The sequence below is a fragment of the Wujia sp. genome, assembly GCF_056872695.1.
In genome coordinates, this window is the sequence record NZ_DBMFCD010000002.1 from 247,928 (window position 1) to 267,345 (window position 19,418).

General features: G+C 43.1%; 13 protein-coding genes and 1 pseudogene. 5 read left to right on the plus strand and 9 right to left on the minus strand.

Going from position 1 to position 19,418, the window contains the following annotated elements; translation table 11 throughout:
• Positions 1-711: 711 nt before the first annotated feature.
• Both ACZQK9_RS03710 and ACZQK9_RS03715 read right to left on the minus strand, forming a co-directional pair.
• Positions 712-951, minus strand: a pseudogene (locus ACZQK9_RS03710) (UDP-glucose 6-dehydrogenase); the annotation flags it as partial.
• A 10-nt stretch (positions 952-961) separates the two neighbouring features.
• On the minus strand, positions 962-1,177 hold the full coding sequence (locus ACZQK9_RS03715) for a hypothetical protein (RefSeq protein WP_483269654.1): 216 nt from the start codon (positions 1,175-1,177) through the stop codon (positions 962-964).
• 236 nt (positions 1,178-1,413) lie between these two features.
• Between ACZQK9_RS03715 and ACZQK9_RS03720 the strand changes: the two genes are divergently transcribed.
• On the plus strand, positions 1,414-3,897 hold the full coding sequence (locus tag ACZQK9_RS03720; protein ID WP_216507722.1) for a glycoside hydrolase family 94 protein: 2,484 nt from the start codon (positions 1,414-1,416) through the stop codon (positions 3,895-3,897).
• A gap of 270 nt (positions 3,898-4,167) precedes the next feature.
• Here ACZQK9_RS03720 and acpP read toward each other — a convergent pair whose 3' ends face one another.
• Together acpP and ACZQK9_RS03730 are read right to left on the minus strand one after the other, a co-directional pair.
• Entirely contained in the window at positions 4,168-4,401 is a 234-nt protein-coding gene (gene acpP, locus ACZQK9_RS03725) for an acyl carrier protein (RefSeq protein ID WP_177970264.1), read from the minus strand.
• Positions 4,402-4,532: 131 nt separating this feature from the next.
• Positions 4,533-6,212 (minus strand): putative bifunctional diguanylate cyclase/phosphodiesterase, encoded by a 1,680-nt coding sequence (locus ACZQK9_RS03730; protein WP_483269655.1) that lies wholly within the window; start codon positions 6,210-6,212, stop codon positions 4,533-4,535.
• Positions 6,213-6,541: 329 nt separating this feature from the next.
• Here ACZQK9_RS03730 and ACZQK9_RS03735 point away from each other — a divergent pair, with 329 nt between their 5' ends.
• Positions 6,542-6,934: a Fur family transcriptional regulator gene (locus tag ACZQK9_RS03735; protein ID WP_483269656.1), complete on the plus strand. Its 393-nt coding sequence runs from the start codon at positions 6,542-6,544 to the stop codon at positions 6,932-6,934.
• A gap of 83 nt (positions 6,935-7,017) precedes the next feature.
• On the opposite strand, the gene ACZQK9_RS03740 is transcribed toward ACZQK9_RS03735, so the two are convergent.
• Both ACZQK9_RS03740 and ACZQK9_RS03745 read right to left on the minus strand, forming a co-directional pair.
• Entirely contained in the window at positions 7,018-7,908 is an 891-nt protein-coding gene (locus ACZQK9_RS03740; RefSeq protein WP_483269657.1) for a peptidoglycan DD-metalloendopeptidase family protein, read from the minus strand.
• A gap of 56 nt (positions 7,909-7,964) precedes the next feature.
• A complete protein-coding gene (locus ACZQK9_RS03745; RefSeq protein WP_483269658.1) occupies positions 7,965-8,420 on the minus strand; it encodes a SpoIID/LytB domain-containing protein in 456 nt (151 codons plus the stop codon).
• Positions 8,421-8,808: 388 nt separating this feature from the next.
• Between ACZQK9_RS03745 and ACZQK9_RS03750 the strand changes: the two genes are divergently transcribed.
• The 3 genes from ACZQK9_RS03750 to ACZQK9_RS03760 all read left to right on the plus strand — a co-directional run bounded on the left by ACZQK9_RS03750 (position 8,809) and on the right by ACZQK9_RS03760 (position 12,093).
• Positions 8,809-9,582, plus strand: coding sequence for a thiazole synthase (locus ACZQK9_RS03750; RefSeq protein ID WP_178016844.1), 774 nt, complete (start codon positions 8,809-8,811; stop codon positions 9,580-9,582).
• Between the two features lie 99 nt (positions 9,583-9,681).
• A complete protein-coding gene (gene thiH / locus ACZQK9_RS03755; protein ID WP_483269659.1) occupies positions 9,682-11,088 on the plus strand; it encodes a 2-iminoacetate synthase ThiH in 1,407 nt (468 codons plus the stop codon).
• A 222-nt stretch (positions 11,089-11,310) separates the two neighbouring features.
• Complete coding sequence (locus tag ACZQK9_RS03760) at positions 11,311-12,093, plus strand: thiamine phosphate synthase (protein ID WP_483269660.1); 783 nt, start codon at positions 11,311-11,313, stop codon at positions 12,091-12,093.
• Between the two features lie 975 nt (positions 12,094-13,068).
• Here the strand turns inward: ACZQK9_RS03760 and ACZQK9_RS03765 are convergent.
• From ACZQK9_RS03765 to ileS, 3 genes are all read right to left on the minus strand, one after another.
• Entirely contained in the window at positions 13,069-13,233 is a 165-nt protein-coding gene (locus ACZQK9_RS03765; RefSeq protein WP_483269661.1) for a hypothetical protein, read from the minus strand.
• Between the two features lie 28 nt (positions 13,234-13,261).
• Positions 13,262-15,703, minus strand: a complete 2,442-nt coding sequence (locus ACZQK9_RS03770; protein ID WP_483269662.1) for a glycogen/starch/alpha-glucan phosphorylase — start codon at positions 15,701-15,703, stop codon at positions 13,262-13,264.
• A 287-nt stretch (positions 15,704-15,990) separates the two neighbouring features.
• Positions 15,991-19,170 carry an isoleucine--tRNA ligase gene (gene ileS, locus ACZQK9_RS03775; protein ID WP_483269663.1) on the minus strand — a complete coding sequence of 1,060 codons (3,180 nt, stop codon included), beginning with the start codon at positions 19,168-19,170 and terminating at the stop codon, positions 15,991-15,993.
• Between the last annotated feature and the right edge of the window lie 248 nt (positions 19,171-19,418).

Here is a 19,418-nt window from a genome sequence, read left to right on the forward strand (position 1 = left end):
TTCTTCAAAGATGCTACCATGAAAACGTTCAAAGAAACAATCTTGAACACTTAAGGAGAGGGCTGGGTTTTTGATGTTCGAATGCAATAACTCAGATTGTGTGTTTTTCATAAAAAATCCCGTATGGCTTGGGATATCCATACGGGATTTTACTTTGAATATTTAAAAATGCAACAATTTGTTGCATTTTCAAAAGTCTCTTTACAAATCGCTTCCGTTCATGGTACAGTTTCTTTGTTGTCGAGAAGCGTTCGTTCATAGCGTAGTTCGGTAACAGTCTATTGATTTTATAATTTCCTATTCGATTCTTCGAATACAAATTATTACCCTTTTGCGCAATTTTCAATTATTATCCATTACCAACTTTCATATTACATGAAAAATCTCCGCTCTATCTTAGAGATATTTCGCGTACACATCTATTTTAAGGAGGCAAAACTTATGACAAAAGAAACTGTAATCACAGAAACACAGAACACATTCTATCTGACTGTAAATGATCTTGAAGAAGCTATGAAACAGAAACATCTCTATGCAGACTATGCCTTACTCGACGAAACATGGAAGAAGCGTTTCGATGATTACATGACTGGCAAGAAAACGATGCCGCTTACGTATGATCCGTTCTTCAAATGCATGTTCCATCCGGACAGACATCCAGACTGGCTGTCACATCTGCTCAGCGCAATTCTTGGTGAATCAGTTGTAGTAGAACAAATTCTTCTGGCTGTCATAATTCGTCGGTGCTGCAATCACAACAAAATCCGCATTCGTATAAACAGCTTGCGCATCCAACATTGCTGTCAGCTTCAACTCTTTCTCAGACAAATATTTCTCGATATACTCATCCTAAATCGGACTAATCCGGTTATTGATTTTCTCTACTTTCTCCGGGATAATATCAACTGCCATCACCTCATGATGCTGTGTATACCAATTTTTTCTCAAAATATATCACTTCTTATTCTACTAATTTCAATATAGACTTTGGTGTAATCCCAAATATATATTCATCTCTAACTTGATAAGCATTAGCTAAATATACCAGATTACTTAATTTTAATGGAATATTAAATTTAATATCTGACAATCTCAGTAAAAACTCTTGCCTATCAAGTCTAAAAAACGCCTTTGCAACGTTTTTGTTTGTATCAAAATACGACAATATTTTTTGCATTTTTTCTGCATCCTGTATTCGTATACGAAAAACATTTTTTAACATCGGAATCCATGTAAGAAAAAAAAATCGGATATAGTAAAGACAGTTATCGAATCTTAAACAGGTCATAGGTGTAGTCTACCCATTACTTTCCGACAGTAAATTTACCCCATCCAAACAAAGATTTTTGGTTGTACTTTGGGCATTTTTATTATATAATGGGAGCAGTGTTTTATGAAAGGAAGGTATATTACATGAAATTTGGTTACTTTGATGACGCAAATCGCGAATACGTCATTACAACGCCTAGAACTCCATATCCATGGATCAACTACTTAGGCACACAGGGATTCTTCTCCTTGATTTCCAACACAGCAGGAGGATATTCCTTCTACAAAGACGCTCGTCTTAGAAGAATCACACGTTATCGTTATAACAATGTTCCAATCGATATGGGTGGCCGTTACTTCTATATCAATGAGAATGGCACCATCTGGAATCCGGGCTGGTCTCCGGTAAAGACAGAACTGGATGCTTACGAATGCCGTCACGGTATGGGTTACACAATCATCTCTGGTAAGAAGAACGACCTGAAGGCAGAAGTAACTTTCTTCGTACCACAGAATTACGATGGTGAAGTACAGCAGGTAGTTCTGACAAATGAAAGCAACGCAGAGAAGACATTCGCATTCTTCTCATTTGCTGAGTGGTGTCTGTGGGATGCACAGGACGACTGCACAAACTTCCAGAGAAACTTCAGTACCGGTCGTGTAGAGGTAAAGGATTCTACTATCTACCACAAGACTGAGTACAGAGACAGACGCGATCATTACGCATTTTATTCTGTAAATGATACCATTGATGGTTACGATACAGATCGTGATGCATTCATCGGTTTGTACAACGGTTTCCATAATCCACAGGCAGTTGAAGCTGGTGTAGCAAATAACTCATTTGCAGATGGCTGGTCACCAATTGCTTCTCACTACAAGAAGATCACACTTGCTCCGGGCGAGTCTAAGACACTCATCTTCATCCTTGGTTATGTAGAGATGCCAGTCGAAGAGAAGTTCGAAGCAGATGGTAAGACAATTAATAAGGTAAAAGCGCTTGCTATGATCGACAAGTACAACACACCTGAGAAGGTTGCTGCCGGTCTTGCAGAGCTTAAACGCACATGGGATAATCTCCTTGGCATCTTAAATGTTGATACACCGGATGACAAGGTTAACCGTATGGTTAATATCTGGAACCAGTATCAGTGTATGGTTACATTCAACCTTTCACGTTCTGCTTCCTATTTCGAATCAGGCATCGGCCGTGGTATGGGATTCCGTGATTCAAACCAGGATATCCTTGGTTTCGTTCACCAGATTCCGGATCGTGCAAGAGAGAGAATTATTGATATCGCTTCTACTCAGCTTGAGGACGGCGGCTGCTACCATCAGTATCAGCCACTGACTAAGAAGGGTAACTCCGATATCGGTGGTGACTTCTCCGATGACCCATTGTGGATGATTCTTTCTGTTTCCGCTTACATCAAGGAGACAGGCGACTGGGGTATCCTTGATGAGATGGTTCCTTATGATAACGACGAGTCTAAGGCAAAGCCAATGCTTGATCACCTGAAGGTTTCCTTCTACAAGATTGTAAATAACCTTGGACCTCACGGACTTCCACTTGCAATGCGTGCAGACTGGAATGACTGTATCAACCTGTCATGCTACTCTGACACACCGGGTGAGAGCTTCCAGACATATACAAACCCTAAGTTTGCTGCTGAGGGTGGCTACTCTAAGGTGGCTGAGTCTGTTATGGTTGCTACACTTTTCACTTATGCAGGTCCGAACTATGTATCTATCCTGAAGCACCTTGGCAAGGATGACGAAGCTGCAGCTGCTCAGGCTGAGATCGATAAGATGAAGGCAAATGTTATGGAGTCCGCTTGGGATGGTGACTGGTTCCTTCGTGCTTATGATGCAAACGGCGAGAAGATGGGTTCTAAGGAATGTGAAGAAGGTAAGATCTTCATCGAGCCACAGGGCTTCGCAATCATGTCCGAGATCGGTAAGGATCAGGGCTGTGATATGAAGACGCTTGCAGCTATCGATGAGAGACTGAACACAAAGCATGGTCTGGTTCTGAACAACCCGGCTTATACAAAGTACTACATCCAGTATGGTGAGATCTCTACATATCCGGGTGGATACAAGGAGAACGCTGGTATCTTCACTCATAACAATGCATGGATCATCTGTGCTGCAGCTTATGCTGGTCAGGGTGATCAGGCATTTAAGTACTACTCAGAGATTGCTCCTGCATTCACAGAAGAGACATCTGATATCCACAAGACAGAGCCATATGTATATGGACAGATGATCGGTGGTAAGGATGCCGGTTCTGATATCGGTCAGACAGGCAAGAACTTCGGTCAGGGCAAGAACTCATGGCTGACAGGTACAGCTGCCTGGAACATGGTAGCTATCTCCCAGTACATCCTTGGTGTACAGCCTGACTTCGATGGTTTAAAAGTAGATCCTTCTATCCCATCTGCATGGGATGGCATGAAGGCAACCCGTCAGTTCCGTGGCGACACATATGAGATTGAGGTTAAGAACCCAGATCACGTATGTAAGGGTGTTAAGAGCATGACTGTAGATGGCAAGGTTGTCGATGGAAATGTAATCCCTGTTGCCGGTGATGGCAAGGCTCACAAGGTTGAGGTTGTTCTTGGTTAATTCACCTGTAACCTACAAGATAATTTGATATACAAAAGCAGCGGCTTGCACAATGTGCAGCCGCTGCTTTTGTATTCTGTGGATTTCTGCATGACATTTTATTGCAATACATCTCGCCTGACGGCTCGATGAACATTGACCGTCATATAGAAATTCGTGCAAGCACGATTTCTGCATGACATTTTATTGCACATAAAGAGGCACTGCCAGATAGCGGTGCCTCTTTATGTAGATCCTAAATTATCAGAAATCCTGTATCGGTTCGATGGATTACTCCTCGATACCATTGTTCTTAAGGTAATTAACAACATCCTCTACAGTTGCCATAGCAGCTACGTCATCTGCAGGAATCTCGCAACCATACTCTTCTTCCAAAGCCATAACGAGCTCGTAAAGATCCAATGAATCTGCTCCAAGATCATCCTTGAAAGATGTAGAGAGTTCGATTTCGCTCTCATCAACGCTAAGCTGGTCTGCAATAATTTCCTTTAACTTTTCTAACATGTTATTAGTCTCCTTTTACATTTCATTTTATAACAACACCTGCCCTTGAGTCAGGTGGTTTTTACACAAAAAACTATACAACAGCCCTATACCATATGTCAAGCCAGTATTCGTATTTTTAAAAAGCCATATTAAAATGCAATCCGTTCAAACTCCGGTACCGGCATCGGCTTTGCAAAATAAAAGCCTTGTGCAATATCACAATTCGAATCCTTCAAAAAATCCACATGTGCTTTTGTCTCAACACCTTCTGCGATTACCTGCAAATGTAGATCCTTTGCCATACCAATCGTGTGATTTACGACAATCTTACCCTTCTCAGTAGCAATCTCACTATCGAGGAACTCTTTGTCAATCTTGATCGTATCCACCGAGATATTACGAATCAGATTCAAAGATGAAAATCCGGATCCAAAATCATCCACTTCCAGCTTGAATCCAAGCTTCTGCAATCGATCAAGCACGCGGTTTAATTCCTCCGGCTTGTCCAGGAACAACGATTCTGTAATCTCCAGATTCAGCATATCCGGTGTCAGATCGTATTTATGGATCAGCTCCATCAGCGCCTTCTCCAGATCATTGTGCTGAATATGATATCTCGATATATTGACAGATATCGGTACAACAGAATGTCCCTGATCCATCCAACGACGGATATTCTTACACGCCTCTTCCCACATATATTCGTCCAGCTTCAGGATGAAACCATTTTTCTCGAACAATGGAATAAAATCATTCGGCGGAATCAGACCCTTATCCGGATGCTGCCATCTGCACAGAACTTCTGCACCACACAAGGTATTATCCTTCAACCGATATTTTGGTTGCAGATACATCTGGTACTGATGCTCTGTCAGTGCTCTCTCCATATCCTGCTCAATCTGTCCGGCACGCAACATTTCTTCCCGGTAATGCTCATCATAAAATGCGCAGAACTTCATAATATTGCCCTTTACAGTCCGCTCTGCCATCATCGCACGGTCACACATCAGATTCACCGGAATACTTCGATCATCAACCAGATAAATACCGAATTTTGTCACGATATCATACTTAAATGGATTATTGCTGATCTTCTTCCGAAGCTTCTCAATCTCTTTGATGATTTCACCTTTCTTGTCATAGCACATATAGAAGACAAACATATCGGAATGCAATCTTGCGTAATTGTTCTGATTTCCGTAGGTCTCCTGCAGAACACGTGCAACATATCGCAATACCTGATCACCCTCTGCGATTCCATGAATATCATTGATGTTCTTAAATCGTTCAATATCCAACAGTACAATGGCATAATTCTTATACAGATCCTGAATTGCCATCTGCACCTGATCATAAAACCGAATCCGATTGGAAATCCCTGTCAGCTTATCTATCTCATCCGGTGTATGATTTATGAGCTTAACCGCCTGTTCCATCATATTGTGCATCACGGCCTGCTCATTGTCGCCAAATGCTACCAATGTTGCAAGGACTGCATCTCTGCCATCAAACCAGGCAATATCATTATACCGCCAGGTTGCTACACCATCGAGTAATTCCTCATAACGTTCCCGCACCAACGGTGCCTGTGTCTTAATATGATGCATTGGACAATCCATACAAGGTGTTTCTTTCGTGCAAAGCACTTCATGGCAGATCATGCCGATCCGGTTTCCCATCAGCGCAATCGCCTTATCATTCTCATACAGGATTTCAAAAGTCGAGCGGTCAATCACCATGCTGGCTTCTCCTCCAGTATTTAAAATAGAATGAATGACCTGTTTTGCGTCCTGCATATTTAATTCTTCGGCTATCGTCCCGAAATTCATAAATTCGCTTCCTTTTAATAGGTAAATATTCATTTAGTAAACAACACAGATTTACTATAACAATGTTGGATTTTTATGTCAATTGAAAAAAGTCAAATACTTACATCTGCTAGTAATTTTCTATGTTTTTACCATATTCTTCCCTTGATTTTATATATTTTTCTATACAATAGGAGAATTGAAAAATTATCCACAATTTGCTTTCTTTAATTGTTCTTTCTTCCGTATTTATTTTTTTATTTACCAGTTGACAGGAAATACATTTTTCTCTATACTGAATAATAAGAATTATTACTATTTGCACAGTAGGATGTGGAACGGAGGTATGTATGACAACAAGCAAATATAGTCATCAGCGAGAAGCAATCATCAATTTTTTGACAGGTAGAACAGACCATCCAACTGCGGATATTGTCTACCATTATTTGCGTCAGGATCTCCCAACCATCAGCCTTGGCACCGTCTACCGGAACCTGAATCAGATGGCAGCGTCCGGCCGAATTCTGCGTCTGCATGTAGATGGTAAGACCGATCACTACGACGCGTGCACAGATCCACACGCACATCTTTTATGTACAAATTGTGGCGCTGTCCGCGATATTCCAATGAATTTTGAAGATAACCTGATTTCACAGGCTTCAGAAATCTCACCATGTCGTGTGGATAGCGTATCCGTATTATTTACAGGCTTATGCGAAGACTGTATAGAGGATGAACTATAATTAAAACCCCAACCATATACGCTTCAAACGCGCTTTGATTGGGGTTCTTATTTGTATTTTATTTTTCTATCTTGCAATATATTCTACTGCATCAGAATCATCGGATTGATTGGCACACCATTTTTCATTAACTCGAAAAACACATGTGTACCTTCTTCTGTATAATAACTGCTTGGTGGCGCGACCTCGCCGATATTCTGCGCGGTTGTAATCGTGTCTCCTTCTGCAACTGTTACATTCATCAACTGTCCATACACGGCTTTAAAGCCATTTCCCATAATTACAGTAACTGTGGTTCCATGCTCCTTATCCTCACTGACAGACTCCACAACGCCCTCATATGCAGATAATACGTTTTCACCTTCTTCCGCAGCAATCAGGATTCCCGGATTGCAACGATAGGAACGAAGCGTCTTAAAATACACAGTAGTATCCATGCTGTATGGCAGGATTACTTTTCCTTCCACCGGCCACACCAGCGTGCCTCCTTCGTTGTAAGCATTTGCAACAACAATGCCATCCTCATTCACGATAACACCATCGCTGCTTGTCTCTGCCGTCTCCGTATTACTGCTCTCTGCCTGTTCTGAACTATTTTCAGCATCTGTATTCTGTACATCACTATCCCCTGCATTTTGTTTTTCTTCAGATTGTGCGCTTCCAGCTTCTGTGGCTTGGTTGTTGCTTTCTTCTGCATTCCCAGAATCTGTCAGCTGTGCATCGGTATTTCCTGCTACTGCGTCCCCCGAATTTGCCTCTGCAGTCTCCGGTGGTTCCACCTTTGTCTCTGCAACCTGCTCCGTCGTCTCCGTAATCTCCGGGGTATTCAGGTCAACTGCCTGTTTATCCACTCCAAACTCGCTTTTGTAAGTATTGTAATTGTAAATAACCATCAGACCAACGAACGCCAAGACACCTGTACCAATCGCGATATAAAGTCCCTTTGTCCGTAGAAATTCTTTGAATCGGTCCATACTCTGCCTCCTTTTGGTTTGCTAATGCTAGTATGGACACATTATTTTCCTTTTATTCAATTATTTTCTTCTTTCTGTGCCTCAATAATCTTCCCACTGGTTGCCATCACTGCCCGCTCATAACGCGCTTTGACAGATTTGTAATTCTCCCTGCCCCATTTCGCAATATAGTCCTCTTCTGTAAAATATTGAAATTCCAGATCTGAAGCCTGTATGACCGTTGCTTCTCCCATCGCATAATACACCTTTGTCCTAAGTGCCACCGCCTGCGCCTGCATATAGCTGTCGTCTGCGCTTGCATCCACAATTCCCGGCATGATATGCGCCACATACACCTCCACATCAACCAGGTCATTTCCAGCTTTTGTCTGCACGAGCACATCTCTTCCTGTTGAGACATTCTCCAGGGAATTCATACGATCCCCCTGCTTCCCATTGATACAAAACGTAACCAGACATGGCGCCACAATCGCACATATAACGGCAGCGATAATATATGGAAATATTTTCATATGCGGCAGCTTTCTTTTTGTTCTTTTTATTATATGAATAAATACTTCGTGGCATGCCATGTTTTTTGTGTGTTATTTATTTACTTGAAACTTATATCGGGATTTTAAGTGTTGCTGCCATTCTGCTTATCATTTCCGCCGCGTCCCGTTTATGATTGTTTTTTCCGTTTATAATTGTTGTTGCTTTTTCTTGACATATGTCCGTGAATGTCTATAATAATATCAGAGTGTTTTGTCATATATGGCTGCGCGAAGGGGCACACCACCACGGGTGTGGTTTTTTCGCGTGGCTTTTTTGATATTACTGGCATCTGCATGACTGTTTTGTTTTATTTAACGAATGCGGATATAAACAATACTACTATTTCATAAATTGGAGGTTCTTACTATGGAGAATAACAACGATGTTTTTATGCTTGGCGGACATGAATTTCATTCCCGCTTTATCTTAGGTTCCGGAAAATACAATTCCCACTTGATACGTGCAGCAGTTGAATATGCCGATGCAGAAATCGTCACACTTGCCCTGCGCCGTGCCAATACCAGACCGGAAGAGAATATTCTGGACTTTATCCCGGAGCATGTAACACTGCTGCCGAACACATCCGGCGCAAGAAATGCAGAGGAAGCAATTCGCATCGCCCGCCTTGCACGGAAAATGGCTGGCACCGATTTCGTCAAGGTTGAAATCATGCGCGATTCCAAATACCTGCTTCCTGACAATCAGGAGACGATCAAAGCAACCGAGGTATTGGCAAAAGAAGGGTTTGTTGTTATGCCTTACATGTATCCGGACCTGAATGTTGCCCGCGATCTGGTAGATGCAGGTGCCGCCTGTATCATGCCTCTTGCATCCCCAATCGGTTCCAATAAAGGACTTGCAACAAAGGATTTCATCCAGATTCTGATTGATGAGATTGACCTTCCAATCATTGTAGATGCCGGTATTGGCCGCCCTTCCCAGGCTTGTGAAGCAATGGAAATGGGCGCTGCTGCCATTATGGCAAATACAGCCATTGCAACAGCTGGCGATATTCCAATGATGGCAAGTGCATTTAAAGATGCGATTATCGCCGGTCGTAAGGCATATCTGGCTGGTCCTGGTCGTGTACTTGACAAGGGGAGCGCAGCTTCCGATCCACTAACCGGATTTTTGCGGTAAGTTCTGTATTCAGACAAATCATGTGATGATTTGGAGCTTTTCCTGTTTTTCTGAGTGATTTGCTCCAAACTCGGCTACAACAAGGAGGAATAATAACGAATGGAACAAGAATATACAATAGATAATTCTTACCTCTCACCGGAAGCGCAAAAGCGTAAGAAAGATCTGGAGGAAAACCCAGCATCCCGCACCAACCATATGGAGTATATGGAAGGCATGGAAGTGCTGGATTCAGATATCAAGGACAAAGTACGTGCAGCCATGCAATCCTATGACTACAACGCCTACACCGACGCAGATGTGCGCACAGCCCTTGCAAATGCAAAGCAGGGTCACTGTGGCATCGAGGATTTCAAAGCGTTTTTATCTCCTGCTGCACTTCCACATTTGGAGGAAATGGCTGCTCTGGCACAGAAGGAGCGGTTGGCACATTTTGGCGACTGTGTGTACATTTTCACCCCGCTATACATTGCAAACTATTGCGAGAATTACTGTGTGTACTGCGGTTTCAACTGCTACAACCACATTCATAGAAAAAAGCTTACCGAAGCGGAAATGGAAGCAGAGATGAAGGTCATTGCAGATTCCGGCATTGAGGAAATCCTGATGCTGACCGGTGAGAGCCGCGCTGTAAGTGACGTGAAATACATCGGTGAAGCGTGCAAGCTGGCGCGGAAATATTTCCGGAATATCGGTCTGGAGATCTACCCGGTCAATACTGACGAATACCACTATCTGCATGAGTGCGGTGCCGACTACATCACCGTATTCCAGGAGACATACAACCCAGACAAATACGAGACACTTCATCTGATGGGTCACAAGCGTGTATGGCCATACCGTTTTGATGCACAGGAGCGCGCGCTTCGCGGCGGCATGCGTGGCGTCGGATTCTCCGCTTTGCTCGGTCTTGACGATTACCACACAGATGCGCTTGCAACAGCCCTGCATGTATATTACCTACAGCGGAAGTACCCACATGCAGAAATGTCTATTTCCTGTCCGCGCCTTCGTCCGATCATCAACAACGACAAGATCAATCCAAAGGATGTCCACGAAAATGTCCTCTGCCAAATCTTATGCGCTTACCGGTTGTTCCTTCCATTTGCAGCAATCACCGTTTCTTCCCGTGAGGAAGCTCGTTTCCGTAACGGCATCATCCGCATCGCCGCAACAAAGATTTCGGCAGGTGTATCCACAGGTATCGGCGACCACAAGGAGAAATACGAAGCGCATGAAGTAACAAAGATAGGTTCTGCCCAGAAAAGTGCGAATTCTAGCGAACAGACAGATGATGGTCTGGCATGCACAAATAACGCTTCACAGGCTGATGCTGCTCACGCATACGCAAATAACGCTTCACAGGCTGATGCTGCAGATGCCGGTGATGAGCAGTTCGAGATTGCTGACAACCGTAGTTTTGAAGAAATCTACGATGCCATCCGCGCTCAGAGCATGCAGCCAGTATTGAATGACTACTTGTACACGGAGGAATATCATAATTAGGTTGTTAGTATTCTTCTGATACGACCATATAAACATGCCATTTGGAGCAATTATGTTAATTATCTGAATTCGCTCCAACCTGTATCGACTTGGGTTCTCTTTGGTTGGAGTATAATTACTTTTTACTTTCAATTTGCTCCAACCATTATTGACTTACTTTCTCTTTGGTTGGTGCAAACCCATAAATATCATGAATTTTACAACAAAGGATGTTGAACGAATATGACAATGAACACGCGAATCGCAGTAACAAATCGAACAATATGCTATGAATTATACAAACAAGCAGGCTTAGCAAGCGCAGAGGATACACCTCTCACTTGCTTATCCCGCCAGATTTGTGCACTGCTAAACAGTGATTCTTATGATAAAATTCTGATTCGGGAGAAAGATTTAAGCGAAGAAGAATACCATACATTTATAGCTGGTATTTTCTCTGCACAACATTCCTATCCCTCCGCGGCTAACTTGACCTCCAATATTATTGTGCATAATTTTCCTGCGATTGCAGAAGCATTCGGTACAGATCTGCACCTGCCTTTTTCTGTGTTTACTGATTTACTAGGTCACTCAGGCTATTCAGTACAAAATAATTTTCTATCCGACAGACACACCCTGACTTATGGCTCTTCCGTTGTGACTTCATATACTGGCTTAACTCACGGGAATACTATTGTATCTGTAGCAACTCCGTCTAAAAGCTTCCGAGAAAAATATCCTCACATTCAGAGAATCGGAACCTCTATTCACAGTGTTGAAGATGCAGTCTTTGCAGAATCACATGGTGCAGACTACATCACCGCCGGACATATCTTTACAACAGATTGTAAAAAAGGGCTTCCAGGGAGGGGCGTTGATTGGTTGAAATCCATATGCAATGCCGTTCCTATTCCAGTGTACGCCATCGGTGGAATTTCAGATGCAAATGTTTCCATGTTATGTAATTGTAACATAGATGGATATTGCATGATGTCGGCGTCCATGAAACCAATTCTATCCGAATAATTGAGCGTACCATATAAGGTAATAAAGCTTATTACTGACAGATTACCTACTTTGACTAACCTAATTAATTTCTTACAATTTGGAGCATTTCCCCTTTTTGCTTACTTTACCTCTACTCTGTCACATACTTTTAAGATTTACTATATTGTAACTTCATCACATATTTTTGGATTTTTCTCTGTTGCAACTCCATCACATGTTCTTCGTTTAGTGCAAATCTTATATTTTATCTGTTTTTCAACACTCTATTTTTCTTTAAATTTGTGCAAATCTCCTAAACTTACATTCTCTACTCAAAAAGTTCTTTACAAGCCTACATCATTCATGCTACTGTTTACCCATGGTTAGCTCATTTATTTCTTTAATGAGTCTTCTATATTCTTATCTATACCCCATTTTTTGAGTATAATAAGCAAATTTCTTCCTACTGTAAGCATGGCATCTATCCTGATGACAGTTTAATTCTGACATATGAAGCCAGACGCGCTCCTCTTGATTCTGACTGGGTTCGACAAATTATAGAACATTATTTCTTATAATTTTTTTTGGAGCTACATCTATTATTTAATGTTATTTGCTCCGACTAACTTTTCTATTATTTCTTCCGACTTGGAGTAATTTCTTATTTTTTCTATTGTTACTCCTTGTCACCTTTCTATTATTTCTTATGACTTGGTGCAAATCTCTTATTTTTTCTTTCTTGCTCCAAGTCATTTTTCTTCTTTCTCTTCCCGCTTGGAGTAAGCTTCCTAATCTGCTTGCTTTGCTCCAACTACAGTTTTTCATCAAACCCCACTCTTGGAGTAAGCATCCCTAACCAGCTTGCTTTACTCCAATTCCAGCTTTTCATCAATCTCCACTCTTGGAGTAAGCTTCCTAACCAGCTTGCTTTACTCCAATTCCAGTTTTTCATCCCCCCCACACTTGGAGCAAGCTTCCCTAATCAGCTTGCTTTACTCCAACTAAAGCTTTCCATCAATCTCCACTCTTGGAATAATCTTCCCTAATCAGCTTGCTTTGCTCCAATTCCAGCTTTTCACCAATCTCCACACTTGGAGCAAGCTTCCTAATCCAGCTTGCTTTGCTCCAAAAAAGGCTGCCACCATCGGTGACAGCCTTCTGTATAACCTGCGCACGCATCCGCGCGCTTCTATTCCTATCTATAAAATTACAATGTAACTTCTACTTTCTCAAGCTTCCAGATCTCCTGTGCATACTCTTCAATTGTTCTATCAGAAGAGAACTTACCGGCACAAGCAGTATTCAGCATAACCATCTTAGCCCAGTTAGCCTTATCCTTGTATGCCTTGTTTACACGCTTCTGTGCATCTGCATAAGAATCGAAATCCTTCAATGTGAAGTATACGTCCTTCATTACAAGAGAATCATATAAGTCACGGAACAATTCCTTATCGCCATTTGAGTAAGTGCCATCTACCAGCTGGTCAAGAACCTTCTTAACCTTTGGATTTGAATTGTAGATGTCCATTGGATAGTAACCGCCATCCTTCTCATACTTCATTACTTCCTCAGCTGAAAGTCCGAAGATAAATGCGTTCTCCTTACCAACTTCCTCTACGATCTCTACGTTTGCACCATCCATCGTACCAAGTGTAACAGCACCGTTCAACATGAACTTCATGTTACCTGTACCAGAAGCCTCACGGGAAGCTGTTGAGATCTGCTCCGATACATCTGCTGCGGCGAAGATGATCTCTGCGTTTGATACACGGTAGTTCTCGATGAATACAACCTTGATCTTGCCCTTGATAGACTTATCGTTGTTGATCACGTCTGCAACAGAGTTGATCAGCTTGATTGTAAGCTTTGCTGTCTTGTAACCGGCAGCTGCCTTTGCACCGAAGATAAATGTTGTTGGCTCAAAATCCATATCCGGATTTGCCTTCAACTCATTGTACAGATGCATAACATGAAGGATGTTAAGCTGCTGTCTCTTATACTCATGAAGTCTCTTAACCTGAACATCGAAGATAGAGTTCGGATCTACATCGATACCATTGTGTTCCTTGATGTACTCAGCCAGACGAACCTTGTTCTTGTACTTAATGTCCATGAACTCCTTCTGAGCCTTCTTGTCTGTTGCGTACTTCTTCAGACCTTCAAGCACCGGAAGATCTGTGATCCAGCCGTCGCCGACCTTCTTTGTAGCCCAATCAGCAAGCAATGGGTTTGCATGGAGAAGGAATCTTCTCTGTGTAATACCGTTTGTCTTGTTGTTGAACTGCTCCGGACGCATCTCGTAGAAATCACGAAGCTCACGCTTCTTTAAGATCTCTGTATGAAGCTGTGCTACACCATTTACGGAGTAAGATCCGACGATTGCAAGGTGTGCCATCTTAACCTGACCATCATAGAGGATAGCCATGCTGCGAACCTTATCCTGGTTGCCCGGATACATATCTTCGATCTTAAGAACGAATCTACGGTTGATCTCATCTACGATCTGATATACTCTAGGAAGAAGCTTCTGGAAGAGGTCGATTGGCCACTTCTCAAGTGCCTCAGCCATGATTGTATGGTTTGTATATGCGCATGTTCTGCAAGTGATATCCCAGGCATCATCCCACTCAAGATTCTCCTCATCAACAAGGATTCTCATAAGCTCTGCTACTGTTACAGTTGGATGTGTATCATTCAGCTGGAATGTAACCTTGTTTGGAAGATCATGGATATCTGCGTTGTTCTCCTTGAACTTCAGGATTGCTCTCTGTACAGAAGCGGATACGAAGAAGTACTGCTGCTTCAGACGAAGCTCCTTGCCTGAATAATGGTTATCGTTTGGATAAAGTACCTCAACGATGTTACGGGCAAGGTTTGCCTGCTCTACTGCGTTCTGATACTCACCTTTATCAAATGAATTAAGGTTGAACTCCTGTACCGGCTCTGCATCCCAGATACGGAGTGTATTTACAACATTATTGCCATATCCAATGATTGGAAGATCATATGGAATCGCACGAACTGCCTGATAATCCTTGTGTACGAAGTAATTCTTTCCCTCTCTGCATTCTGTCGCTACATAGCCACCGAACTTAACCTCTACTTCATACTCCGGACGCTTTACCTCAAATGGATTGCCGTTCTTCAACCAGTTATCCGGCTTCTCAATCTGATAACCATTCTCGATTGCCTGCTTGAACATACCGTAACGATAACGGATACCACAGCCATATGCCGGGTAGTTTAATGTAGCAAGGGAATCCAGGAAACATGCAGCCAGTCTACCAAGACCACCATTACCAAGTGCTGCATCCGGCTCCTGATCCTCGATTACGTTCAGGTCAAAACCAAGCTCTGACAATGCTTCCTTCACCTGCTCATAGCATGTGAGGTTGATCATATTATTACCAAGTGCACGGCCCATAAGGAACTCCATAGACAGGTAGTAAACAGTCTTTGCATTCTTCTCCTCGTATGCCTTCTGCGTAGCAATCCAGCGATCAATGATATGATCCTTCACTGCGTAGGACACTGCCTGAAATACCTGTTCCTGTGTTGCTTCATCGATTGTCTTACGGAAAAGGTTTTTGACGTTGTTAATGACGTCCTTCTTGAAGCTTTCCTTATCGAAATCAGCCATCTTCTTCATAGAATTAATCCTCCTTGTTTATGTGCGTATGTGCATCCGAAAATGCCCACACTTATCTTACGTAACATGTCTCCTGTCCCACCCCATTGCAGTCATATATCTATATTGAGACATGTTATGCGAAGCATTTCTGCCTCCATTTCATCACATTCAGTGTAGCAGACATAATTACACGATACAATGAAAAATGTATTTTTCGTTACATCTGCCCATGAATGTGTGAATTAACAAAAAATTTTATACAATTTGCTTGCAAATCCTCTGTTTGATTTGCAGAACTTTACTTATTATTTACTTACTTCCACGCCGATCGTAACCTTCTCGCCGTTGATGTTCCACTCTTTTGAGTTGTCACAGGCTGCATCCATCACAAATGCATCGGCAAGTACGACACGCTTGATCTCGTCTGCGTTCTTCTCCATCACGTCTGCGATCTTCGCATTGCCGGTTACATAGACCTTGATGCGGTCTGTTACCTGGAAGTCAGAATCCTTACGCATCGTCTGGATCTTAGAGATCACCTCTCGCACATAGCCTTCCTCTATCAGCTCCGGTGTCAGGGTTGTGTCGATAACAACTGTTACATAGTTATCGCCCTCTGTCACATAGCCTTCCATCTTCGCTACATCGATCAGCAGATCTTCCTCAGCGAGTGCAATCTCTGTGTCATCTGCTGTGAACTTGATCACACCGTCTGCCTTGAGCTCGCTCATCGCTTTGTTGCCATCGACATTTGCAAGGTATTCCTTGATTGCGTTCAGATGCTTGCCATACTTTGGTCCGACGGTACGAAGCTGTGGCTTGAACGAGTATGCGGTAAATGCAGACAGGTCTTCCTTGAACTCTACATTCTTCACATTCAGCTCGTCACGCAGGATATCTACGAAATAATCATCCAGTGCCTTGGCAGCCTTGATGTACATATTTGCAATCGGCTGACGGGACTTGATGTTCGCAGTATTTCTTGCGGCACGTCCAAATACAACGACCTTCAGTACTTCATCCATGCTTGCTTCAAGCTCCGGATCGATCATGGACTCGTTCACCTCTGGGAAGTCACACAGGTGGATGGATTCCGGTGCATTCTTATCTACCGTGCGAACTAAGTTCTGGTAGATATCCTCTGTCAAAAACGGAATCATCGGTGCTGCGGTCTTGCAGAGTGTCACGAGTGCCGTATAAAGTGTCATGTATGCGTTGATCTTATCCTGTGGCATATCCTTTGCCCAGTAACGCTCACGGCAACGTCTGACATACCAGTTACTCATATCATCGACAAACTCCGCGAGTGCCTTAGTTGCCTCCGGAATCCGGTAGTTGCCCAGGTTATCATCTACGGACTTCACCATGGAATTAAGCTTTGACAACAGCCATTTATCCATCACGGACAGCTTGTCATACTCCAATGTATATTTGGTTGGATCAAACTCATCAATATTTGCATACAACACATAGAATGCGTAAGTGTTCCAGAGTGTACCCATGAACTTTCTCTGGCCTTCAACTACTGCATCCTCATGGAAGCGGTTTGGAAGCCAAGGTGCGGAGTTGCTGTAGAAGTACCAGCGGATCGCATCTGCACCATACTTGTTCAGAGCCTCCATCGGATCTACCGCGTTACCCTTGGACTTACTCATCTTCTGTCCGTCCTTATCCTGTACGTGTCCAAGCACGATAACGTTCTTGTAAGGTGCCTTGTCAAACAGCAATGTGGAGATTGCCATCAGAGAATAGAACCATCCTCTTGTCTGGTCAACTGCCTCACTGATGAAGTCTGCCGGGAAGTTGTCCTCGAAGATATCCTGATTCTCAAACGGATAATGCCACTGTGCAAATGGCATCGCACCGGAGTCGAACCAGCAGTCGATAACCTCCGGCACACGCTTCATCTCGCCGCCACAATCCGGACATGTAATTGTTACCGCATCAATGTATGGGCGGTGAAGCTCGATATCATCCGGGCAGTTCTTGCTCATGGATTTGAGTTCCTCGATCGAACCGATCGCGTGGCGCTTGCCACATGAGCACTCCCAGATATTCAGCGGAGTTCCCCAGTAACGGTTACGGGACAGACCCCAGTCCTGAACATTTTCCAGCCATGCGCCAAAACGTCCCTTACCGATACCTTCTGGAATCCAGTTTACAGTGTTATTATTCTTCACCAGTCTGTCCTTCACTGCGGACATCTTGATGAACCATGTATCTCTCGCATAGTAGATAAGCGGTGTGTCGCATCTCCAACAGTGTGGATACTCATGCTCGAACTTCGGAGCGTCGAACAGAAGTCCTGCCTTCTCCAGATCAACCAGTACCGGCTTATCTGCATCCTTTACAAACAGTCCTGCATAAGGTGTTTCCTTTGTCATATCACCCTTGCCATCGACAAACTGTACGAATGGAAGGTCGTATTTTCTTCCGACGTTTGCATCGTCCTCACCAAATGCCGGTGCGATATGAACGATACCGGTACCGTCGGACATCGTTACATAGGAATCGCATGTAATGTAATGTCCTTTCTGTGGAAGCTTTGCAACATACTCCTTTGTGCACTCAAAAAGCGGCTCGTATTCCTTGCCCTCTAATTCCTTACCCTTATAGGTCTCGAGGATTTCATATGCAGGTGTTCCCTCTGCAATCTTCTCTTCCTTGACAAGCTTCTCTGCCATGCCGCCAAGTACCTTGTCAAGCAGAGCCTCTGCCATGTAGTAAGTATAGCCGTCTGCTGCCTTTACCTTGCAGTAGTTCTCATCCGGATTCACACAGAGTGCCACATTACTTGGAAGTGTCCAAGGTGTTGTCGTCCATGCAAGGAAATACGCATCCTCACCGATCACCTTGAAACGTACCACAGCGGAACGTTCCTTGACTGTCTTATACCCCTGTGCTACCTCATGTGACGAAAGCGGTGTTCCACAACGTGGACAATAAGGTACGATCTTGAATCCCTTGTAGAGAAGTCCGTCGTCCCAGATCTTCTTCAATGCCCACCATTCGGACTCGATAAATGTATTGTGATATGTGACATACGGATTATCCATATCTGCCCAGAATCCTACCTTGTTGGAGAATTCTTCCCACATACCTTTGTATTTCCATACGGACTCTTTGCATTTGCGGATAAACGGATCTAAGCCATACGCCTCAATCTGCTCCTTGCCATCGATACCAAGCTCTTTCTCGATCTCGAGCTCAACCGGAAGACCGTGTGTGTCCCATCCGGCCTTACGGATAATCTTATGTCCCTTCATTGTCTGATATCGCGGAATCATATCCTTGATCACACGTGTCAGCACATGGCCGATATGCGGCTTGCCGTTTGCCGTTGGAGGGCCGTCATAAAATGTATAGGTCGGCAGGTCCTTTTTCTCTTCGATACTCTTCTCGAAGATCTCGTTCTCTTTCCAGAACTTGAGTACTTTTTCTTCCCGGCTGGTGAAGTCCAGCTTTGTAGAAACCTTTTCGTACATACTTCTATATTTCCTTTCTTATTATGTTTGATTTTCATGCATATCTGTATCTGTCATAAAAATAGATTTTCGACTGATTCACAGACCTATCCAAGTTTTCAGTATAACGCATAACCCAAGGAAATGTCAATAAATCCCTACCATGTCACTTCCTACAGTTATACTATGTCACTTCTGTCAGTTATAAATATATTTTTCTATGAATATCCGAAAAAACATGCATCTTCATTTTTGTAAAAAGGAAATGA